Source organism: Acinetobacter sp. AL9, assembly GCF_041464035.1.
Taxonomy (GTDB): domain Bacteria; phylum Pseudomonadota; class Gammaproteobacteria; order Pseudomonadales; family Moraxellaceae; genus Acinetobacter; species Acinetobacter towneri.
On the sequence record NZ_JAYFSK010000018.1, the window covers coordinates 27,864 to 47,665 of the forward strand.

A 19,802-nucleotide genomic window follows, 5' to 3' on the forward strand; every position below is an offset into this window, starting at 1 on the left:
TGTTTTCAATTTAATATATTAATCTAGGCTCTTAGCACATACTAACCAGATGTGATCGCAGAACGTATTCGTGCGTTAGGTTTTCCTGCTCCGGGCACTTACAAGCAATTTGTAGAATTAGCATCAATCAAAGAAGTAGAGGGTGTTCCTAAAGCAAATGAAATGATTCAGTTACTGGTCAATGCACATGAAGCGGTTGCGAGAACTGCAAGAAGTATATTTGATGTTGTGGATGAGGCGAATGACCAGCCAACAGCAGATGTACTCACACAACGATTAGATATTCATGAGAAAACTGCATGGATGTTAAGAAGTCTTTTAGAATAAAAATTCATTTCATTATAAAAAATATGAGGCTAATAGCCTCATGTTTTTTATATTTTAAAGTAAATAATCACTTTAAAAATTATAGTGATTTAGTGCTGTAGTACCAATCTACATAGTTGTAGCCTTCAGATTTACGTGTATCAGCAGCTTCCATTGTTACTGGTGGTGGCACAATCACTTCTTGGCCCGGTTGCCAATTTTCAGGTGTAGCAACTTTGTATTCATCAGAAGTCTGTAACGCTTTAAGTACACGAAGAAACTCATCAATACTACGTCCATTACTCATAGGGTAATAAACCATTGCACGTAAGATACCTTCAGGATCGATAATAAAAGTCGCACGAACAGCTGCTGTATCACTAGCACCTGGTTGGATCATGCCATAAGCTTTGGCAACTTCCATTGAAAGATCGGCAATAATTGGGAATGGGATTTTAATGCCAAAGTTTTCTTCAATACTACGTGCCCAAGCAATATGTGAATGTACACTATCAATTGATAAACCTAATAGTTCACAGTTCAGTTCAGCGAATTGCTCAGCGCGAGTTGCAAAACCCATAAATTCAGTAGTACAAACAGGTGTAAAATCAGCTGGATGTGAGAAAAGAACTAACCATTTTCCCTTGTAATCTTCTAAACTTTTCATACCATGAGTAGTTTTGGCATTGAAATTTGGTGCTGGCTTATTTAATTGTGGAAATGTTACAACTTCATCTAGGTTAGACATTTACAGTCTCCTTAGGGGGGGGAATTAATTTAAATAAGAAATGGTTGGATAACCTGCATCAATCCAAGCTTGCATACCACCTTCTACAGAATAGAGTTTTTCCAATCCCATATTTTGAAGTGCTTGAATTGATAGAGCTGAACGAGCTCCTGTACCACAGATTAAATAAATATCTTTTTCTGATAGTTCCTGTAAAGAATGTTCAATTTCGCAATGGTGATTCACTAGGGGATGTTGGGCTATTTTCATTTCCAACATCCCTCGTGGAAAATTTACAGCTCGATCAATTGCTACAGTTTTGTATTCTTCAGGTTCACGAACGTCTATTGAAATTAAGTCAGGATATTCTAAATATTTCTCGTACAGCTTCTCGACTTTTATTTCAATAACCTTATTTTTAGCTTCAGTTATCAGCTGATTTGGGGTTTTCATACTATCCCTCTGGAAGTCGATATCACTATACTTTATATATTTATAATATAATAAGTATTCTCATTATTGTCTAATATTATTAGACTTCTTTTCATAAATCAAAAAGCAATCTTCTTTCTGATCCTCAGTTCAAGCGATACATAGGTATCTGATTGTCAACTTTTTATTTAATGGTTAAGCAATTGAAAATTCATATTCCATCTAAAGGCAGACCATCCAAATTAAGCTTGGAAAATCAAGTTCTTCTCTTCCTGAGCTATTAGCAGGAATACCGAATGCTATTCGGTAATCCCCCCTAAAAATAAGGCACTGTTGCAAATAACCACGAATGGTAAGCTGAAGACTGTTTTAGCTAAAGGTGCAGCATATGAATCCTTTCCATGGTCGGCATTTTCAGGGCGAAATCATTCTTTGGGCTGTGCGCTGGTATTGTAAATATGGCATTAGCTATCGTGAACTGCAGGAAATGCTGGCCGAACGGGGTGTGAATGTTGATCACACGACTATTTACCGTTGGGTTCAACGTTATGCTCCTGAAATAGAAAAACGTTTACGCTGGTATTGGCGTAATCCTACAGATCTGAGCTCGTGGCATATTGATGAAACCTATGTAAAAGTGAATGGACGATGGTCTTATCTGTATCGTGCAGTCGATCAACGTGGCGATACCATTGATTTTTATCTTTCTTCTAGACGTAATACCAAATCAGCATATTGTTTTCTTGGAAAAATTTTAAATAATGTGAAGAAGTGGCAAATTCCACAAGTGATCAACACGGATAAAGCACCCACATATGGACGTGCTTTATCACGGTTAAAACGGGAAGGTAAATGTCCACCAGACCTTGAGCACAGGCAGATTAAGTATAAAAATAACGTGATTGAATGTGATCATGGCAAGCTAAAGCGGATCATCAGGGCCACATTAGGATTCAAATCTATGAAGACGGCTTATGCCACAATTAAAGGTATTGAAGTCATGCGTGCACTACGTAAAGGACAAGCATCGTCATTTTATTATGGTCAGCCTCAGGGTGAAGTGTGTCTAATCAACAGGGTTTTCGGTCTCTAAGTACTTTTTAAAGGGAACATCATCGACTCAAATCTCTATTTGCAACAGTGCCGTTAATACCTCGGCTTTTGGAGCTGTTTTTTTAGCCCCTATGATTAACCACGATTGTTTAACTAATATGAACAAAGTCGTGAAACATTGGTCAAAGAATAGGCGTGAAACATGAAAAATCATAAAAAAAGCCCAATCGGGTGTGATTGGGCTATAAACTAGAAACTACAGCATTGATTTCTAAGGAAAATTATAACATTTAAAACTTCGTATAACGTGTATTATGTTAATTTTAGAGAAAGTTAAAAATATGAGAAAAGAGTTAAGAGAAATATTTATTCATGGATGTAATGAAAAAATTGACAAAAAAGGAGATAGCGTAGGTTTATCTTTCTATGCTTTTTTCAAGAATAAGAATGATAATCCTGAGCTTTTAATGGAAGCAGCCAATTGGTGGATCATGCAACATAAATTAGATCATTTCGAAAAAGCCGTAAAAATTAAAGCTCTTGTTTTAAGTGAGTCTTCGCCTGACTTAACATAATGGCGGTTATACGCAATACAACACTTGTATATTAATATAAATATCAAACACTTAAAAATTTCGCTCTAGCCAAAAAATGCACAAAAAGCCGACTTTGAAACAAGTCGGCTTTTTTATGAGCAGTTTTGATAGTTCTTGCCAATAAATTTGTTTAAAAAGTAGTCGATTTTGAGATTTTTTAAATTTTATCAATGCGTGAATGTTCAAAATTATCCCCATTTCTTGTGGATAAAACTTAGGCTGTTTTGTACGCTTTAGCTTACGTAAATTCCGGTCCTTTGCGGCTATTCGGAATAGTAGAATTTTCATATGATTAATTGGTCAGGAACAGGAAGTTCCTTAGAATTACAAAGAATGAGCACCAGGATGGGGCCAGATACGACAAGCACTAAGCCAGCACAGACCTAAAGTTCCAATAAAAAACCTCGGCAGGATGCCGGGGTTTTTTATTGTCTGCATTTAAGGTCTAATCAGTCTTAGCCAATTCATTTTGGTTGATAAGTTTAATCAGCGCATTTTGAACAAACTCATCAAGTTCAATCCCTTTTTCTTTTATGATGGTTTCTATCTTTGCTAGCGTTTCACTTTCTAATTCGAACTCGATTTCTGCTGATGTTTCCATGAGTAAATCATAGTTATTTTCGACTATCTTTTTAAAGGTTTCTTCTAGATCTTTTGTTGATGGAATATTGAAAGATAAGCGTAATGAGCTATTGATAATTTCAATATGGGTATACCCTAAATATTCAGTACTTTTTCCCACAAATCCTAAGTGCTTCATAAAAAACCTTAAATAAATATAGTAGAGAGCTGTCTAAATTAAGCCAGACTCTCTTTTACAAATTTTGGATCAACAATAAATAATCGAATAAGGGATGTTGCTGCTCCTGATGGTCTTCTCGCACCTTGTTCCCATGATTCAAGAGTACGTCTTGATACGCCAAGAATCTTAGCAAACTGATCTTGTGTTAGTTGAGCCTTTCTACGAGCTAACGCTACATCTGTCTCAGTGATTACGGTTCTTTTCGCTGCATTACTAGTAAGCATATCGTCGATGCCTTGTAATATTTCAGCTTCAATATCCCTAGTTGCTTCAAAAGCCTCAAGTTCTTTTTCAGTCATTAAACGAGTCATTTAGTTTCTCCACTAATGCTTGAAGAGTCTTCTTACTAAGCTGTACAGTTTGCTTTTTACTGTACAAGGTTAATAACCAAATCTCTCCATTTGCTAAACGATTAAAGTAGATGACTCTGACACCACCACTTTTACCTCTACCACCGCTAGTCCATCTAATCTTACGAATACCACCTGCATTAGGCTCTACATCTCCTGCTTCAGGATTTAATGCTAAGAATGTTTTGAATTCCTCATATTCTTCCTGAGTCCAATAAACAAGACAGTGAACCGTACCGGGTTTGTCGGAGACTTTTTATTTAAGTTAGGCCACCTGACCTAACGGATTAATCTTATCATAGTAGATTGCTTCAAACTCAAAAGGTGATACATAACCCAGTGCACTATGTACACGTTCTTTATTGAACCAATCTACCCAGTTTAGTGTCGCAAGTTGTACATCTGCTAAACCTTGCCAATCTGCTTTTAAATATTCAATCACCTCTGTTTTGTATAAGCCATTCACCGTTTCAGCCAAAGCATTATCGTATGAATCACCAGTCGTACCGACTGATGCTCGTAAATTTGCTGCTTCTAAACGATTGGTATAACGAATGGAAAGATATTGCACACCTCTGTCGGAATGATGAATCACATTCTTTGGCATGCCTCGGTCATGCAATGCTTGCTCCAATGCATCGAGCACCATGTCTGTATTCATACGTGTTGATACTTTCCATCCAACAATTGCTCGTGAGAACACATCAATAATAAAGGCGGTATAGACCCAACCTGAATTGGTTTGAATATACGGGTGAGTTTTAGCTAGTCATAATTCATAAAAAATATCGATTGTGTACTGTACTGTAATGTACTAAAATACGATACAGTACAGTACACAATAGGAAGTAAACCCATGGCAATCACTAAATCAGATGTGGCAAAAGCCATCGAATCCCTTGCAGCACAAGGCTCAAACCCAACTAACGATAATATCCTTGCGGTTCTTGGTAGCGGATCAAAGACCACTATCAACAAATACCGCAAAGAGATCCTTGAAGAGCAACTGGCGGCAGCCGTTACTACGGCAAAAACTCTGAAAGATGCGGAACTTGTTACCGTGTCACAAGTCATTGCAACCCTATTGCAAGAACGGATTGATGCAGTACAAGGCGGATATGCGGAAACAGTGCAACAACTGGAAAAGCAGCTTGCAGATACCACAGAAAAACTGGAACAGGTGCAAATCAAACTTGATGAACAGGTCAAACAAACTGATGACACTACCGACAAGCTGAAAGTCGCTCTTGCTAGTACAGATAAGGCAAAAGAAGACTACAACGCCTTGCAAGCCAAATATGAACAGCTACTCGAAAAATCAGGCTCGATCAAATATGTGGAATCACAACTCACTAATGCAAATGCACGGATAGCTGAATTAGAAAAACAGATTACAATGCAAAAAGACAAGTAACTGACGATGAAGGCTGACATGCTCCCCATTAAATCACCGGTTTAGTACGGAGTATGTCAACGCTCTTTGGGGGTTACATCATTCAAATTGCTAATTCGCTATGACTGCCTAAGCGAACTAATTTCAAAATTAGTAGTTCACTTTCTTCTGTTTTCTTATAGATTAAAACGAGATCAGGTTTGATATGGCAATCACGATGACCTACCCAATTACTGACCAAAGCATGGTCACGATACTTTTCAGGCAAGGCTTCATCAGCTTGCAATAATTCTAAAACAGTTTGTAGTTCAGCATCTAATGTATTTCGATGCTGCCCTTTTTTCTCACGTTTATAGTCTTTCTTGAATGCTGATGTGTACTTAATCGTCCGCATTTAGATCAGCCATCAAATCTTTAACAGAAGTGAAGCTCTTTGCTTTGCTTAGATCTTCTTCCATTGCAGCAATGGTTTCAGGATTGGGCTGCCAAATTTCAAAAGGCAGAGCCTTTTCTTTCGCTACCTTGGTTAACAGCAAGCGAACTGCATCTGAGACAGTTAAGCCCATTGTTGCAAGAACTTCTGTTGCTTCATGCTTAATGTTTTCGTTAATGCGAGTAGTGACTAGTGCATTTGAAGCCATGTTAAGCTCCTATGATTAACATTGTTAATCACACTATATTCTTAGATGAAGAAAAGTTCTGTTATTCACCAATTAAAATGTCCTGTTTTTAACTGCAAGAGTCAAGCACAGGATTTAAATTTCTTTGTTCAATAACAGCTTTCTGAGCTTTACGACTTGGCATATTTTTGTTTGTTCGGGAACGTTTATTCTGTTTCTCCAACTCTTCATGCTGTTGCTGGATATGCGCCAGGACTGAACCTAACCGTTTATTTTCAACTACTTCATTTTGCTGCAGCCCAGCCAATTTATTGAAGATGCTGTAGTTGATCCTCCGACCTTCATGCATGAGGGCCACAGTTCCATCCGGATACTCTAGAAATGAAATGTATTGCCCAACTAATTTCTGGTTCAATTCAGTTGGTTCAAGCAGATAAATACACTTGTCATACGTCAGGGTTAGATTCTTGGTGACCTTACGCGGTTCCTGCCAGGTAAAAATATCATCCAGTTCAAGATCAGATTCGGTTAATGGTCGATGTAAATTCTTTGAGTTTCGCGCGCATTTCGCGAACTTCTGATTGAAATGCTCAATAAAGCAGGGTAGCCATGCATTGGCTTCGGCAATCGAACCGATTCCTTCTAGACGCATCTCCTTGATCAGACGGTCCTGAAGGGTTCTATTCGCTCGCTCTACGCGACCTTTGGCCTGTGGGGAGTTGGCGAAGATAATATCAATGTTTAATTCGTTGAGAATCCGGCCAAATTGCGTGATCTGGCTGTCCTGACTGGATTTCTGGTTCACTCTGAATACCGAATGTTTATCGCTATAAAAGGCCAGCGGCTTGCCGTATTGCTCAATGTAGGCTCTGGTCGAAAGCATATAGTCAAAGGTGGTTTCAGCCTCACAAAAGCGCAGATGCAACAGCTTTCCAGTGGCATCATCGATATAAACCAGCAAACAGCATTTGGCGGCTCGTCCTTCAAACCAGTCATGATATGAGCCATCAATCTGGATCAGCTCACCGAAGCAATCACGGTTATATCTAGGCTGATATGGGCGTTTCAGTCGTTTGGATCGAGGAATCCAGAGCTCATTGGCCGTCATCCAGCGACGAAGCGTTTCTACCGGGAGATTCAGGCCGAACATGCTGCTGAGCTTCTCATGAGCCAAGGTTGGGCCAAAGCCCAGCAAATGTTCAGAAATAATGGAAAGGCATTCAGACTTTACGGCTTCATCATGGCGACGATGACCCGGTTGACCACGGCTGGCATGCACCAGACTTGAAACACCGTCTTGATTGAGCTTGTGCAATAACCGGGTTATTTGACGGGTTGAAAGATTCAGGATTTCAGCAGCACGGACTTGGGTAATACGATGATCTCGAACGTCTTGCAGCACTGCAAGACGTTGAATTTCTTTATCAGACATAGTGATCAGCATCTATATTTATATCCAGTCCATGATGGTAAAAACCATCATAAACCAGACATTTTTATTGGTGAGAATATAGACACTTTAAATGGGTTCTAACATAAAAATGGGAGCTTTAAGCTCCCATTTTTGCTGAGTTTTTCAATTTTTAGGTAGTAGCCTAGGCTTCAATAAATTACGCACCTAAACGCATTAACTTTTCTTGAATCGCATCACTGACAAAGGCATTTAGAGAATTACTTGATGCTAAAACCGCCTTACGGTGCAATTCAGGGCTAATACGGACATTAAAAGTGCCTTTGAATGGTTGATCAGGAGATTTTCCTAGTTCAGCACATGATTCTAAATAGCCGTCTACAGATTCCTGAAAAGCTTTCTCAAGGGCTTTTAAAGTTTCCGCTTCATAGGTAATAAGATCACGAATAAAAGCAAGTTTTCCAAATAACTCACCTGTTTCAAGATCAGGCTCAATTGTTCCGAGATAACCTTTGTACTTTAAATAGCTCATAAAAATCCCTCCTGCTTGAGTGCCTGTTTTACAGCTTTCAATGCCCCACCTTTGATTTCATTTTCAGGGTGTGGTCTATGCAGTAAAATCATATGTTCAGTTTTTTCATTAAAAAACCGAACACGAGAGCCTGCCATTTCAAATTTTTCATAGCCGAGCTGGCTCAGTAAAACGACTAAATCTTTATATGGAAACGTATTTTTTGAATTTCCAAATTTTTCCAATAACTTTTCCGTTTTACCCATATTTTAGCCCTACTCAGTTACGACTAAGTATAGTCCCTTGAAATTAAAAAATGCAACTAAATTTAGTTGCATTTTCATATAACCACCATTATGTTAAATCAGGTTTAAAACTTAATATCATGTGAATTAAAGTAGGTCGGATCAAACTCTATCTCTCCTATTTCATCCTCGATAATTTGCATGTAATCGTCATATCTTGGATGTTTAGGGTCTTGTAATGCATCTAAAATATCAAGATATCCAAAAATTCCTCCAATATCTTCAAATGGAGCATGATTTTGACCATCTATACAACATGGATATTTTTTATTTAAATCAGGAGATTGTCTGCTTTCTACAGTAATCAAATGTTCCCAACAATCGCCAAAATCATATGTATATATAATTTTTTTACCTACACGTAGAACTTCTTTCAATTTTTGTCTTTTATTGATCTTTTCATGCTTAATAGTCGTGAATTCATGTAAATGGCTATCTTCCCAATCAAAAGCAGATTGAATTGCCTTATGGAGCGTAGATAAAGTAGCTGCCGATGAAATTTGAATAGTTCTCCAGATTTCAGGATCACTGCCTAGAAGACTAATTTTTAATTGAAAAACTTCATCAGAAGATTTGAGCTTTACAGTTCCCATAACAGCCTAGTTCTCAAAAAATAGTTTTAGTAAATCTAAAATTAACATAATACAAGTTATATGAACTTACCATACCAAGCATGCCCTTCTGTCATGATTCTTCTATCAAAAGAGTATACTCGAATGATAAGGAAACAGTTATTTACAACGAAATATCATTAGAGTTGTTATGTTGATTAAATGATAGCTGTATCATTGTAGTATATTCAATAATCTCAAATGATAAACCATGACGACTAGAATCTACTTAAGAGCTTCAACCAAAGATCAAGATGCACAGAGAGCACTAAACCAATTAGATGACTTAAACCAAAGGCTCGAGTTAGGTGAATCGGTTACCTATATTGAGAATTTCTCAGGGACGAAGTTGGATCGTCCTGAACTAAACAGGTTGCTCACAGAAGCAAACCAAGGCGACACGTTATTGGTAGAAAGCGTTGATCGTCTGTCCCGTCTAAGCCAAGCAGACTTCCAAGAACTTAAGCGTAGAATCCAAGAGAAGGGGCTTCGCTTAGTAGTTGCTGACCTTCCCACAACTCATCAATTGATCCAAACCAATGACAGCATCACAAGCTCAATCCTAGATCTCATCAACAATATGCTGATTGATCTACTTGCTACTATGGCTCGTTTGGATAACGAGAAACGTATAGAAAGGATCAAGCAAGGCTTAGAGCGTTCAGGGTACAAACCATCAGGTAAGAAACCAAATGAAGCCAAGCACAAAAGAATCAAGGAGTTGCTTGCTACAAATAACATGACTAAGCAGGAAATTGCGAAAGCTGTTGGTTGTGGGGTAGCTACTGTGTATCGAGTAATGAACCAAGGAGAAGATGCAGAGCTGAATCAGCTTGTCGAATCTCGTGCACAACAAGGCAGGATTCGAGTAGCCATTGAAGACCTTTAGTTGAAATGTTAGCCACTTTTTTGGTTTCTATGTCACTGCCCTAACCAGCATGACTTGCGATACATGAAGTGGCATTATTACTTCATAACCTATAGGTGTTTGCCTATAAGCCAAACTTTCTATAGTCTTTGACAATTACAATTCATAAAAACTAAGTATGCCTGATCAACAGCTTTCCCTCAGTGAATACCTCGAAACAGTCCAAGAGATCGTAAAGATTGCCTTTGGTGATCCTGTATGGGTTAAAGCTGAAATTAGAAGCCTGAACACCAAGAGTGGTCACTGCTACCTAGAACTTGCTGAAAAAGAAGAGGGCACTGATAAAGTCATTGCATCTTGTAAAGGAACCATTTGGAAGTCCACTGCAGCTAAGCTTCTGTACAAGTTTCAGAACGAAAGTGGAATGGAGCTGTCAAAGGACCTGAATGTCCTGATTAAAGTCAAAGCCAGCTTTAGTCCGCAATATGGGTTCTCAGTAAACATTGAGGATATTGACTCAAGCTTTACGCTCGGTGATCTTGCGAGACGTTACCAACAGATCGTAAAGCAACTCACAGAAGATGGCTTGATTGACAAGAATAAGAAGCTCCCTACACCATTTGACATCAACAAAGTTCTCGTCATTGCACCTGAACAAGCTGCAGGATTAGGAGACTTTAGGAAGGATGCTGATATTCTGCATAAAGCTGGGGTCTGTGAATTCATCTATCACTCAGCAACATTTCAAGGTAATACAGCAGCAGCAAGTATCATTGCTTCTTTAAGCCAAGGATTAAGACAGTGGGCGAATGAATACAAAACACCTCCTGACTTGATTGTCATCATTCGTGGTGGTGGTGCTGTCAATGATTTGGCTTACTTGAATGATTACGACCTAGCTGCTTTGCTTTGCAAACGATCAGTACCAATTTGGGTTGGTATTGGACATGAACGAGATAAGACCATTCTCGATGAAATTGCACATCGATCTTTTGATACACCGAGTAAAGTGATTGGCGGTATTAGAAACCATATCGCTGAACGTGTAGATGAGGTCAAGGTTTTCATTCAATCCATCCAACTGTACTCTCAGCAGCAGATCCAAGTGTACCAAAGCCAAAATGATCAGTTAATGCAAATCACCAAATCTATGGCTCAGGCACAACTTAATCAAGCCAGCAAACAAGCTGACCAAATGAAGACGAATGTCCATTACTTTGCTCAGCAACAATTGAAACGAGCAACGCTTAATGTGGAAACGCTGATGAGAATGACGCTGATCCAAAACCCTACAAATGTATTGGCTAGAGGTTATGCCATCGTTCGTAGTGGAGGGAAGGCTATAACATCCATTCATCAAGCCAAGGATCAAACTTTGGCGATTCAATTACATGATGGTTTAATCAATACACAAGTTTTACAGGTGAAACCAAATGAGTGAACAACAACTAACATTTAAAGAAGGCTATGACATCTTAAAGAAGAATGCTGAGCTTCTAGAGTCTCAAGAGGAGCCGGACATTGATAACCTGATGAAAGTTGTTGAAGAATCCATGGCAGCTTATAAAAACTGTAAGCAACGCATTGATGCAGTACAACAAGCATTGAATGAAAGCTTTAAGGATTAATCTTTAATTGTTAGCAATTGATCCCACTTAAAGTAATTCTGTGTCAGTCGATCTCTGGACATATTCCAAGTGCGATTGGGCATCATACATGCACCTAGAGCAAGCTTGGTTTTACCAAACTTGATATGGACTTGTTCAAGGGAATCCATTAAAGCATCATCCAAGCGAACCTGATCCATATCTGTGAAGATATCGTAGAGATGGTTCGATTTTGGCTCTAAGCACGTCAAGATGACACCACATTTCTTGAAGGCGATGTCCTGTGCATATAGCTGATCAATCATCGCTGTAGCGAGCTTAGAGAGCGTCAAAAGATTGTCTGTAGGTTCAGGTAAAGCCAAGGATAAGGACTTGTTGTAGAAGGGCTTTGAATTATCAAATGGGTTTGATTGAACGAAACCAATTAAACAACCACACAGCAACTTGTCATCCCTTAATCTGCCTACTGCATCCATCACATATTTTGAGATGGCTTCTTTGAGATCATCAATTTGATGTACTCGTTGACCGAAGGAACGACTTGCTACGATCTGCTTCTTGGCAGGAGGTGAGTGTTCTAGTTCAATGCAGGCTACTCCATGTAGCTCTAGTAATGTTCGTTGCATGACGATAGAGAATTGGTCTCGAATCATCTGAGGTGAAGCCAAGACAAAATCCATAACAGAATGGATTGCCATGCTGTTTAACTTCTTCGTATGCTTTCTGCCAATGCCCCATACTTCATTCACATCAATTTCTTGATACATGCTCTCGGTTGAGCATGGGTCCATTGAAACCAAATTGCATACACCATTGAAGTAAGCATTCTTCTTGGCAATATGGTTCGCCAATTTCGCTTCAGTCTTTGAACGTCCAATGCCAATACATACGGGTAAACCAAGCCAAGAGAAAACACGCTGACGAATCTGCTGTGCATAGTCAGTCAGATCATAGTTGCTAAAGTGAGCTGTCAGATCAAGGAAGCATTCATCAATCGAGTAGACCTCCTGTTCTTGAGGAGCTACAAAATCAGAGAGCACCTTCATGAATCTGCGAGACATCTCAGCATACAAAGCATAGTTGCTCGAGAGTACTTGTACCTGATGTTTCTCTACAATATCCTTGATCTGAAAGAGAGGAACACCCATCTTAATGCCCAAGTCTTTGGCTTCTTGGGAACGTGCCACAGCACAGCCATCATTGTTGGATAGCACAATGACAGGCTTATTGTTCAGACTAGGGTTAAAGACACGTTCACAACTGACATAGCAATTATTGATGTCTACAAGTGCATAGATCTTCTGGTGAGCTACTTGCATGAGCATGAAACCAATCAAGTATTAACGCTTTCTGAATGGCTTGATGACAAAAGTCACTACACCCCAAATTAGCATTTCCTGCCCATCTTGCAGATGAATGTCGGAATACTCAGGGTTCTCTGCTTTAAGCCAACGATTATCATCACTTTCGATCATGAGACGTTTTACGGTGAACTCATTGTCGATCAGTGCAATCACGATATCTTCATGCTTGGCTTCAATGCTTCGGTCTACAATCAGTTCATCATCAATCTCAATACCTGCATCTCTCATGGAAAGTGAAGCTACTTTCACAACGAAGGTTGCAGCTTCATTTTTGATAAGGTGTTCATTCATGTCTAATGTTTTGTCGACATAGTCCTGGGCAGGAGAAGGGAAGCCAGCAGCAACCTTTTCTGAAGCCAAAGGAATGTGCATCGAGATAGATGGATCTACAAGTGTAATTGAGGCTATATCATTGAACCTGGCTTCTTTGGATTTGACCAAGTAATTCTTGATCTCGATGACACGAGATTCCGGCACACGAATTACCTTTGTAGGTTCATCATAATTTGCCTTGCGACCAGCACCTTCCCGAAATCCTCCACGCTGAGTAACCATCTGGATCTCCTTTACTTAATTGATTATGTAACATAATCAAAGAATATAGAGAGATTTTTGCTAAGGCAATGAAATTACGATGAATGGTTTAGGAAAATTATTGACTGATGTTCCATTAATCAGAGTTCTACGATGTCAACGTAAAGCTCAGGACTCACTTTTCTAGGGAGTCATTATTAGAGGCTTTAATGTACTTTGCACGTCGATTTGCTATGCGAGCTTTCTCTCTTTCAAACTGTTCTTCATCACTCATTAGTGTAAGCTCTTGGGATCTTTTTTCTCTTTCTTGGGCTTCTGCAAGAGCTCTTTTTGCATTAAGAAATGCTCTGAGGATACGCCAAGACAGTCTGAGTAGTGGTTGGACTACTATTGCTGCAAAAGGTATAGATAAGACAACTGTTCCTATGAAACCAGTAAAACCTACTGGTTCAATCCAAGCACAAAGTAGGAAGATGGAAAGTATGAGTGCTACTAACATCAAAATATGTGCATCAACTTCTTCATTCGGGTACATAGAGGTAAAGCATTTTGGTTACTATGTTGATATGGGATTTTAGGGGCTTTGTTGCACAAAGATTTGAAATGCAAAGCGCCCCTAATTGAGCCAAATTTAAGGCGTAACTTGGGTAAGTGGTCGACCTAATTCCGTAAATCTGTTGAGGACTGCTACACGTGCATGAATTTCATTCACCTGACTAGGAAAGCTTCTTGCCATTAATTTATCGCCTAATAATTTGATGCAATGCATCTTGGTTTCCACCAAACTGCGGCGATGATAGCCTGACCATTTTTTCCATAATGTCCTGCCTAAACGTTTAACTGTTCGAAGTAATTCATTTCGCTCTAGCGAGCTACTTTTTGTATCTTTCCATGGTTTCGCATTTTTTCTAGGTGGAATCACCGCATGTGCTTGCCGATCTGCAATAACCTGACGGCATTGCTTGGTGTCATAAGCTCCATCGGTATAAACAGAGTCAATCTGCTCATCTTGTGGAATCTGATTAAGTAAATCACCAAGCACCTGTGAATCACTGACATTATTGGTTGTGAGCTGAATAGCGCGTATTTGTAGGGTTTTGGCATCTATACCAATATGTAGTTTACGCCATTGGCGACGATATTCAGCTCCATGTTTCTTGCGTTTCCATTCGCCCTCACCTAGAAACTTCATGCCTGTAGAGTCTACGAGTAGATGCAGCCCATCGCTACTTTTTTGGTAGCTGATTGCAATATCAATATGCTTTTGTCTTCTACAAAGCGTACTGTAATCTGGTGCGGTCCAATTTAATCCGCAAAGTTTAATCAGACTTTGCACAAAGCCAGTGACCATACGTAAAGATAGACGGAATAAGGATTTAATCATTAAGCAGCATTGGATGGCTGCGTCGGAGTAGGTTTGATTTCGCCCTTGTTTGCCTTTTGATGGCGCATACCATTGCGTAGCAGGATCAAACCAAATGGCAATATTTCCGCGACTCATGAGTGCTCGGTTATATGCGGGCCAATTGGTTGTGCGGTAGATTTTCTGTGTAGGCTTATTCATTTGGAAATTATATCGCTGAAAAAGCCTTTACAGATAGGTTTGTGCAACAAAGCCTATCGTTGATAATGTGTTCCCAAGACTTCTTATTAGCTCTTTCAGTGCCAAACTTTTTGCCGCAATATACACAGCACAGGTCTCGCTCCGAGACCGCATCTTCTATGTGCTTTGGTATTCCCCACGAATTTGCCATTTTAGGTTTTCCTTATTTTATGGCTCTAGTTGAATGAAAAATCCTAACCTTTGATAACTCACATTCATAAAATTTAGATCTAAGCATTAAATGAAATAGTTGTCATAACACTATATAAATGAGGGTGTAAAAAAACCAGCACCGAAGCGCTGGTTTTTTACATCACTAACTTAGGTTAGTTTTGCATCAACTTATTGAGCTGCATCAAGAGCAGCATTGAATGTTGCGCTTGGACGCATTACTGCATTCACTTTAGCTTGATCTACTGCGTAGTAACCACCGATATCAACCGATTTACCTTGTACTTCCGCAAGTTCAGCAACAATTTTGTCTTCGTTTGCAGCTAAAGCTTGTGCAAGTGGTGCAAACTTCGCTTTCAACTCAGCATCTTCATCTTGAGCAGCAAGTGCTTCTGCCCAGAATTTTGCCAAGTAGAAGTGGCTGCCACGGTTGTCCAGTTCGCCAGTACGACGTGATGGAGACTTGTCGTTGTCAAGTAATTTGCTGGTCGCTTGATCAAGAGTTGATGCAAGTAATTTCGCACGAGTATTATCTTCTTTAATACCCATTTCTTCTAAAGAAGCAGCAAGCGCAAGGAACTCACCTAATGAATCCCAACGTAAGTGGTTTTCTTCAACAAGTTGTTGTACGTGTTTAGGCGCAGAACCACCCGCACCAGTTTCGTACATACCACCACCCGCCATTAACGGAACGATAGATAACATTTTCGCAGAAGTACCAAGCTCCATAATTGGGAACAAGTCAGTGAGGTAGTCACGTAAGATGTTACCTGTTACAGAAATGGTGTCTAAACCACGCGCAACACGCTCAAGTGTATAACGCATCGCACGAACTTGTGACATGATTTGAATATCTAAACCAGTCGTGTCGTGATCTTTTAAGTATTTTTGAACTTTCTTGATCACTTCGTTTTCGTGTGGACGGTACGGGTCTAACCAGAAAATTGCTGGCATACCAGAGTTACGTGCACGTGTTACTGCAAGTTTAACCCAGTCGCGAATAGGTGCATCTTTCACCTGACACATACGCCAGATGTCGCCTTCTTCTACGTTTTGAGTCATCAACACTTCACCAGTGTCAATATCAGTGATGTTTGCAACACCTGCAGCAGGAACTTCAAAAGTCTTGTCGTGTGAGCCGTATTCTTCAGCTTTTTGCGCCATCAAACCTACGTTTGGCACAGTACCCATCGTACGTGGGTCGAAGTTACCATTCCACTTACAGAAATTGATCATTTCTTGGTAAATACGCGCGAAAGTAGATTCAGGCATTACTGCTTTACAGTCGTAAGGTTTACCGTCAGCACCCCACATTTTACCGCCACCACGAATCATTGCAGGCATAGAAGCATCTACAATTACGTCGTTTGGAGAGTGGAAGTTGGTGATGCCTTTTGCAGAATCCACCATTGCAAGTGCAGGGCGGTGTTCTTGGCATGCGTGTAAATCTTCGATGATTTCTTCACGTAAAGAAGTTGGTAAGGTTTCGATCTTTTCATAAAGACCTGCCATACCGTTGTTGACGTTAATGCCAAGTTCTTCAAACAATTTACCGTGTTTTTCAAACGCTTCTTTATAGTAAATTTTCACACAGTGACCGAATACAATCGGGTGTGAAACTTTCATCATGGTCGCTTTTACGTGTAAAGAGAACAAAATGCCTGCTTCTTTACAATCATCCAATTCTTTTTCATAGAAGTCGCAAAGCGCTTTCTTGCTCATGAACATAGAATCGATGATTTCGCCATCAAGTAACGCTACTTTTTCTTTCAATACAATGGTTTCACCAGAATGAGTGATGAGTTCCATTTTTACGTTACGTGCGCGGTCAAGCGTCATTGATTTTTCGCCATGGTAGAAGTCACCTTCATCCATGTGTGAAACGTGAGTTTGTGACCATTGCTTCCATTCACCCATAGAGTGAGGGTGTTTTTTTGCATAGTTTTTCACTGCAGCAGGTGCACGACGGTCAGAGTTACCTTCACGTAATACAGGGTTTACTGCTGAACCTAAGCATTTACCAAAACGAGCGAGTAAAGCTTTCTCTTCTTCAGTATCCGCATTTTCAGGATAGTCAGGAATTGCATAGCCTTTTGCTTGTAATTCCTTGATACATGCAATTAACTGAGCAACTGAAGCACTGATGTTCGGAAGTTTGATGATATTGGTATCTGGATCTTGCGTGAGACGTCCAAGCTCTGCGAGGTTGTCGGCTACCTTCTGTTCTTCGCTTAGGTATTCCGAGAATTCAGAGAGTACGCGTGCTGCTACAGAGATATCACTCTTGACAATCTCGATGCCAGCAGGCTTAGTAAAGGTCTCAATGATCGGCAGTAGAGAGTAGGTCGCCAACAATGGCGCCTCATCGGTCAGTGTGTAAATGATTTTTGACTTTCCACCAGCCATATATAGCCCCTTGCTTTGATTGAGTTTTTTAGGAGCGAGATGATGACTCAGCCCCTGCGAACCGATTTGCCTAATTTAACCTTGAGAGTATCGACTCTCAATGCATTTCAGTCAACGTAATTACAGTGATGACGCCATTTCGCTACGAAATGATGTGTCGCATTTGTGCGAGTCAAGACACGGCTTAATGTAAAAATGAGCCTATTTAAACCTAAAAATCGCCTTGAGTATTTAGTGTTGAAATACTAATCAAATCGTATGATGAAGATATGACATCAAAAATATATGTATATTTTATTATAAATTAACCAGTTGAGGGTTCGACTTAAGTCGAATGTTTGATAAATAACCGATGAAAATGATAGGTGGATATATTTATTCTATTTATTTTATATGTTTATCAATATGTTGCTTCTATTTTTTACAGTGTGATGCAATGTAAACTCTTGTATAGAAGTTGAGATTTTCTTCAAAAACGGAGGGAAATCTACAGATAAAAAGCCTGATTTATATTTTAAAAGTTTAGATCTATTTTTATGGTCCAAATTTTACAAAAATAAGCGTATTTTTTAGCGGGTTTGTAGCACCGTTTGATCCATCAAAAATCATAATCAAGCGTGAGCTAAACCCTTGTTAATCCATAGATGAAAAATCAAGTAGTAAAGAAGAAATGCCGAGTTGTTACGCAGTTTTTTAAATTAGTTTGAAAGCTTGTGTTTTGTGTTAAAGTTTGTAGGTTAACTCTGAATTCAGTGGATGAGTTTTGTAGACAAAATAATTCATAGGCGCGGCACACTTTAATTAACGAGGCAAAAATGAAAATACAGTTGCTGGAAATTGGTCCTGAAACGGAGCAACTCAGTGCTTGCACACTCTCGTTATTATTGGGTGTACATACGCCAAGTAACCAAATTGATGGTTTTTTGAAGTTTGCCCGTCAAATGCTGCAAGTAGATCATGCCATTTTGACTTTTAAAAATGAGCCGTACATCTGGTATTCCACCAATCAAGTTTTTAAAGCCTTTCGTGCCAACCCAAACGCACGGTTAGACGCTTTCTTTCAAGGTCAGCAACTGATTGAACCTCAACATCCTCAATATGCAAATTTTGTGCAGCACATCGCAAGTTTGGGGATAGAAGCCGCGCGCCTAATCGCACTGGATTTACTCAAAACCGATGGCGAGTCGATTGGGCAGTTGTTGTTATTTGATCATCGTGAAGAAGCGTTTAGTTTAGGTGCTTTGCCGACAGTGGCGGAGTTTGCTGCAGGTTTGGTGCGTTATATTGAATTAAAAGTTGATTATGCAAGCTTAAAAGAACTGTATGAACAGCAGTCTGCATTGAATTTTAGTAAAACCAAATTTTTCCAAATTATTGCGCATGATTTGCGCGCGCCATTTCATGGCTTATTGGGGTTTTCGGAAGTTTTAGCGCAAGAGCGCGAAACTTTGGATGATTCTAGTATTCAAAATATTGCCGACTATTTATTCGACACAGCACAATCGACCTATAACTTGCTAGAAAGTTTATTGAATTGGGCGATGGCAGAGGGTGGACGCTTTGTGTATCACCCAATTAATTTTGAGTTAAAGCAATCGACCAAAATTGTTTGCGATGTGTTGAAAAGTTTGGCAATCAAGAAAAATATTGAACTGATTGATCAAGTTGAAGAAGGCATTAAAGTTTATGCCGACATCAATATGATTACCTCGGTGATTCAAAATTTGGTGTCGAATGCGCTGAAATTTACCTTTACCGATGGCACAGGCAAAGTCATTTTACGTGCAGAGTAATTAACTATAACTAAAAATATAGACAAATATTTGCATAAGTTCTCATTTTGTCTATGTCGATTCAGTAGTGGCAAGGTGGGTATTTATTAGAGATTTAAATGATTATCTTTTGTATTTTAGGTGAGTGTCTTGGTATATTAGCATCCATATCTATTGATTATCCAATCCCTTAACCTAGGCATGACTTTGTGAAATTAACACGCATTCATCACTGTAAAAACTTGAATGTGCAAAAGTACAAACAGCTTGAGAAACAAGCTGTTTTACTTGGTCGTATTCGTAGCGAGGTGTGGGCTAAATATGGTGCTATTTCAGGTTTGAATATCAGTGACAGAGCTA

20 protein-coding genes and 5 pseudogenes are annotated in these 19,802 nt (G+C 39.4%); 8 read left to right on the forward strand and 17 right to left on the reverse strand.

Annotated elements, in window-relative coordinates; translation table 11 throughout:
* Positions 1 to 48: 48 nt before the first annotated feature.
* Positions 49 to 327 (forward strand): annotated as a pseudogene (locus ACEO2X_RS06315) (Dps family protein); the annotation flags it as partial.
* A gap of 79 nt (positions 328 to 406) precedes the next feature.
* Here the strand turns inward: ACEO2X_RS06315 and ACEO2X_RS06320 are convergent.
* Positions 407 to 1,054, reverse strand: a complete 648-nt coding sequence (locus tag ACEO2X_RS06320; protein WP_086194912.1) for a peroxiredoxin — start codon at positions 1,052 to 1,054, stop codon at positions 407 to 409.
* Between the two features lie 24 nt (positions 1,055 to 1,078).
* Positions 1,079 to 1,486 (reverse strand): rhodanese-like domain-containing protein, encoded by a 408-nt coding sequence (locus tag ACEO2X_RS06325; protein WP_371971273.1) that lies wholly within the window; start codon positions 1,484 to 1,486, stop codon positions 1,079 to 1,081.
* A 367-nt stretch (positions 1,487 to 1,853) separates the two neighbouring features.
* Between ACEO2X_RS06325 and ACEO2X_RS06330 the strand changes: the two genes are divergently transcribed.
* Together ACEO2X_RS06330 and ACEO2X_RS06335 are read left to right on the forward strand one after the other, a co-directional pair.
* Complete coding sequence (locus ACEO2X_RS06330) at positions 1,854 to 2,558, forward strand: IS6-like element IS1006 family transposase (protein WP_001067784.1); 705 nt, start codon at positions 1,854 to 1,856, stop codon at positions 2,556 to 2,558.
* A gap of 301 nt (positions 2,559 to 2,859) precedes the next feature.
* Positions 2,860 to 3,093 (forward strand): DUF6500 family protein, encoded by a 234-nt coding sequence (locus ACEO2X_RS06335; protein WP_180012408.1) that lies wholly within the window; start codon positions 2,860 to 2,862, stop codon positions 3,091 to 3,093.
* A 466-nt stretch (positions 3,094 to 3,559) separates the two neighbouring features.
* Here ACEO2X_RS06335 and ACEO2X_RS06340 read toward each other — a convergent pair whose 3' ends face one another.
* The 4 genes and pseudogenes from ACEO2X_RS06340 to ACEO2X_RS06355 all read right to left on the reverse strand — a co-directional run.
* Entirely contained in the window at positions 3,560 to 3,874 is a 315-nt protein-coding gene (locus tag ACEO2X_RS06340) for a hypothetical protein (RefSeq protein ID WP_104505826.1), read from the reverse strand.
* Positions 3,875 to 3,912: 38 nt separating this feature from the next.
* Positions 3,913 to 4,227, reverse strand: a complete 315-nt coding sequence (locus tag ACEO2X_RS06345) for a DNA-binding transcriptional regulator (protein ID WP_104505827.1) — start codon at positions 4,225 to 4,227, stop codon at positions 3,913 to 3,915.
* Positions 4,208 to 4,483 (reverse strand): annotated as a pseudogene (locus tag ACEO2X_RS06350) (transcriptional regulator); the annotation flags it as partial. The gene ACEO2X_RS06345 and the pseudogene ACEO2X_RS06350, both read right to left, overlap by 20 nt.
* Before the next feature lie 48 nt (positions 4,484 to 4,531).
* Positions 4,532 to 5,017: pseudogene (locus ACEO2X_RS06355) on the reverse strand (IS3 family transposase); the annotation flags it as partial.
* Between the two features lie 105 nt (positions 5,018 to 5,122).
* Here ACEO2X_RS06355 and ACEO2X_RS06360 point away from each other — a divergent pair.
* Positions 5,123 to 5,680 carry a DNA-binding protein gene (locus ACEO2X_RS06360; protein WP_019836970.1) on the forward strand — a complete coding sequence of 186 codons (558 nt, stop codon included), beginning with the start codon at positions 5,123 to 5,125 and terminating at the stop codon, positions 5,678 to 5,680.
* 82 nt (positions 5,681 to 5,762) lie between these two features.
* Here ACEO2X_RS06360 and ACEO2X_RS06365 read toward each other — a convergent pair whose 3' ends face one another.
* From ACEO2X_RS06365 to ACEO2X_RS06390, 6 genes are all read right to left on the reverse strand, one after another.
* A complete protein-coding gene (locus ACEO2X_RS06365; protein ID WP_371971276.1) occupies positions 5,763 to 6,053 on the reverse strand; it encodes a type II toxin-antitoxin system YafQ family toxin in 291 nt (96 codons plus the stop codon).
* On the reverse strand, positions 6,040 to 6,300 hold the full coding sequence (locus ACEO2X_RS06370) for a type II toxin-antitoxin system RelB/DinJ family antitoxin (RefSeq protein WP_004778838.1): 261 nt from the start codon (positions 6,298 to 6,300) through the stop codon (positions 6,040 to 6,042). The genes ACEO2X_RS06365 and ACEO2X_RS06370 overlap by 14 nt, the downstream gene beginning before the upstream one ends.
* Positions 6,301 to 6,388: 88 nt before the next feature.
* Positions 6,389 to 7,723, reverse strand: a complete 1,335-nt coding sequence (locus tag ACEO2X_RS06375) for an ISNCY family transposase (protein WP_371971277.1) — start codon at positions 7,721 to 7,723, stop codon at positions 6,389 to 6,391.
* Between the two features lie 166 nt (positions 7,724 to 7,889).
* Positions 7,890 to 8,222 carry a type II toxin-antitoxin system HicB family antitoxin gene (locus ACEO2X_RS06380; RefSeq protein WP_004812232.1) on the reverse strand — a complete coding sequence of 111 codons (333 nt, stop codon included), beginning with the start codon at positions 8,220 to 8,222 and terminating at the stop codon, positions 7,890 to 7,892.
* Positions 8,219 to 8,467 (reverse strand): type II toxin-antitoxin system HicA family toxin, encoded by a 249-nt coding sequence (locus ACEO2X_RS06385; RefSeq protein ID WP_004812233.1) that lies wholly within the window; start codon positions 8,465 to 8,467, stop codon positions 8,219 to 8,221. Before ACEO2X_RS06385 ends, ACEO2X_RS06380 begins: the two co-directional genes overlap by 4 nt.
* 104 nt (positions 8,468 to 8,571) lie before the next feature.
* The gene (locus tag ACEO2X_RS06390) at positions 8,572 to 9,099 is read right to left on the reverse strand and encodes a plasmid pRiA4b ORF-3 family protein (protein WP_000537573.1); all 528 of its coding nucleotides are present in this window, start codon (positions 9,097 to 9,099) and stop codon (positions 8,572 to 8,574) included.
* A 229-nt stretch (positions 9,100 to 9,328) separates the two neighbouring features.
* On the opposite strand from ACEO2X_RS06390, the pseudogene ACEO2X_RS06395 reads away from it, so the two are divergent.
* The 3 genes and pseudogenes from ACEO2X_RS06395 to xseB form a co-directional block, all read left to right on the forward strand.
* A pseudogene (locus tag ACEO2X_RS06395) lies at positions 9,329 to 9,916 on the forward strand (recombinase family protein); the annotation flags it as partial.
* A 247-nt stretch (positions 9,917 to 10,163) separates the two neighbouring features.
* On the forward strand, positions 10,164 to 11,426 hold the full coding sequence (xseA, locus tag ACEO2X_RS06400) for an exodeoxyribonuclease VII large subunit (RefSeq protein ID WP_371971278.1): 1,263 nt from the start codon (positions 10,164 to 10,166) through the stop codon (positions 11,424 to 11,426).
* On the forward strand, positions 11,419 to 11,613 hold the full coding sequence (gene xseB / locus ACEO2X_RS06405; protein WP_004644823.1) for an exodeoxyribonuclease VII small subunit: 195 nt from the start codon (positions 11,419 to 11,421) through the stop codon (positions 11,611 to 11,613). Before xseA ends, xseB begins: the two co-directional genes overlap by 8 nt.
* On the opposite strand, the gene ACEO2X_RS06410 is transcribed toward xseB, so the two are convergent.
* The 5 genes from ACEO2X_RS06410 to ACEO2X_RS06430 all read right to left on the reverse strand — a co-directional run bounded on the left by ACEO2X_RS06410 (position 11,610) and on the right by ACEO2X_RS06430 (position 17,670).
* A complete protein-coding gene (locus tag ACEO2X_RS06410) occupies positions 11,610 to 12,917 on the reverse strand; it encodes a DNA-directed DNA polymerase (protein WP_371971279.1) in 1,308 nt (435 codons plus the stop codon). The genes xseB and ACEO2X_RS06410 overlap by 4 nt on opposite strands.
* A gap of 15 nt (positions 12,918 to 12,932) precedes the next feature.
* The gene (locus ACEO2X_RS06415; protein ID WP_180073124.1) at positions 12,933 to 13,511 is read right to left on the reverse strand and encodes a LexA family transcriptional regulator; all 579 of its coding nucleotides are present in this window, start codon (positions 13,509 to 13,511) and stop codon (positions 12,933 to 12,935) included.
* A gap of 154 nt (positions 13,512 to 13,665) precedes the next feature.
* Positions 13,666 to 14,025: a hypothetical protein gene (locus ACEO2X_RS06420; protein WP_371971281.1), complete on the reverse strand. Its 360-nt coding sequence runs from the start codon at positions 14,023 to 14,025 to the stop codon at positions 13,666 to 13,668.
* Positions 14,026 to 14,121: 96 nt separating this feature from the next.
* A complete protein-coding gene (locus ACEO2X_RS06425) occupies positions 14,122 to 15,054 on the reverse strand; it encodes an IS5-like element IS17 family transposase (RefSeq protein WP_081408502.1) in 933 nt (310 codons plus the stop codon).
* 381 nt (positions 15,055 to 15,435) lie between these two features.
* Positions 15,436 to 17,670: an NADP-dependent isocitrate dehydrogenase gene (locus tag ACEO2X_RS06430; RefSeq protein ID WP_167846287.1), complete on the reverse strand. Its 2,235-nt coding sequence runs from the start codon at positions 17,668 to 17,670 to the stop codon at positions 15,436 to 15,438.
* 815 nt (positions 17,671 to 18,485) lie between these two features.
* On the opposite strand from ACEO2X_RS06430, the pseudogene ACEO2X_RS06435 reads away from it, so the two are divergent.
* A pseudogene (locus tag ACEO2X_RS06435) lies at positions 18,486 to 19,460 on the forward strand (sensor histidine kinase); the annotation flags it as partial.
* Positions 19,461 to 19,802 lie beyond the last annotated feature (342 nt).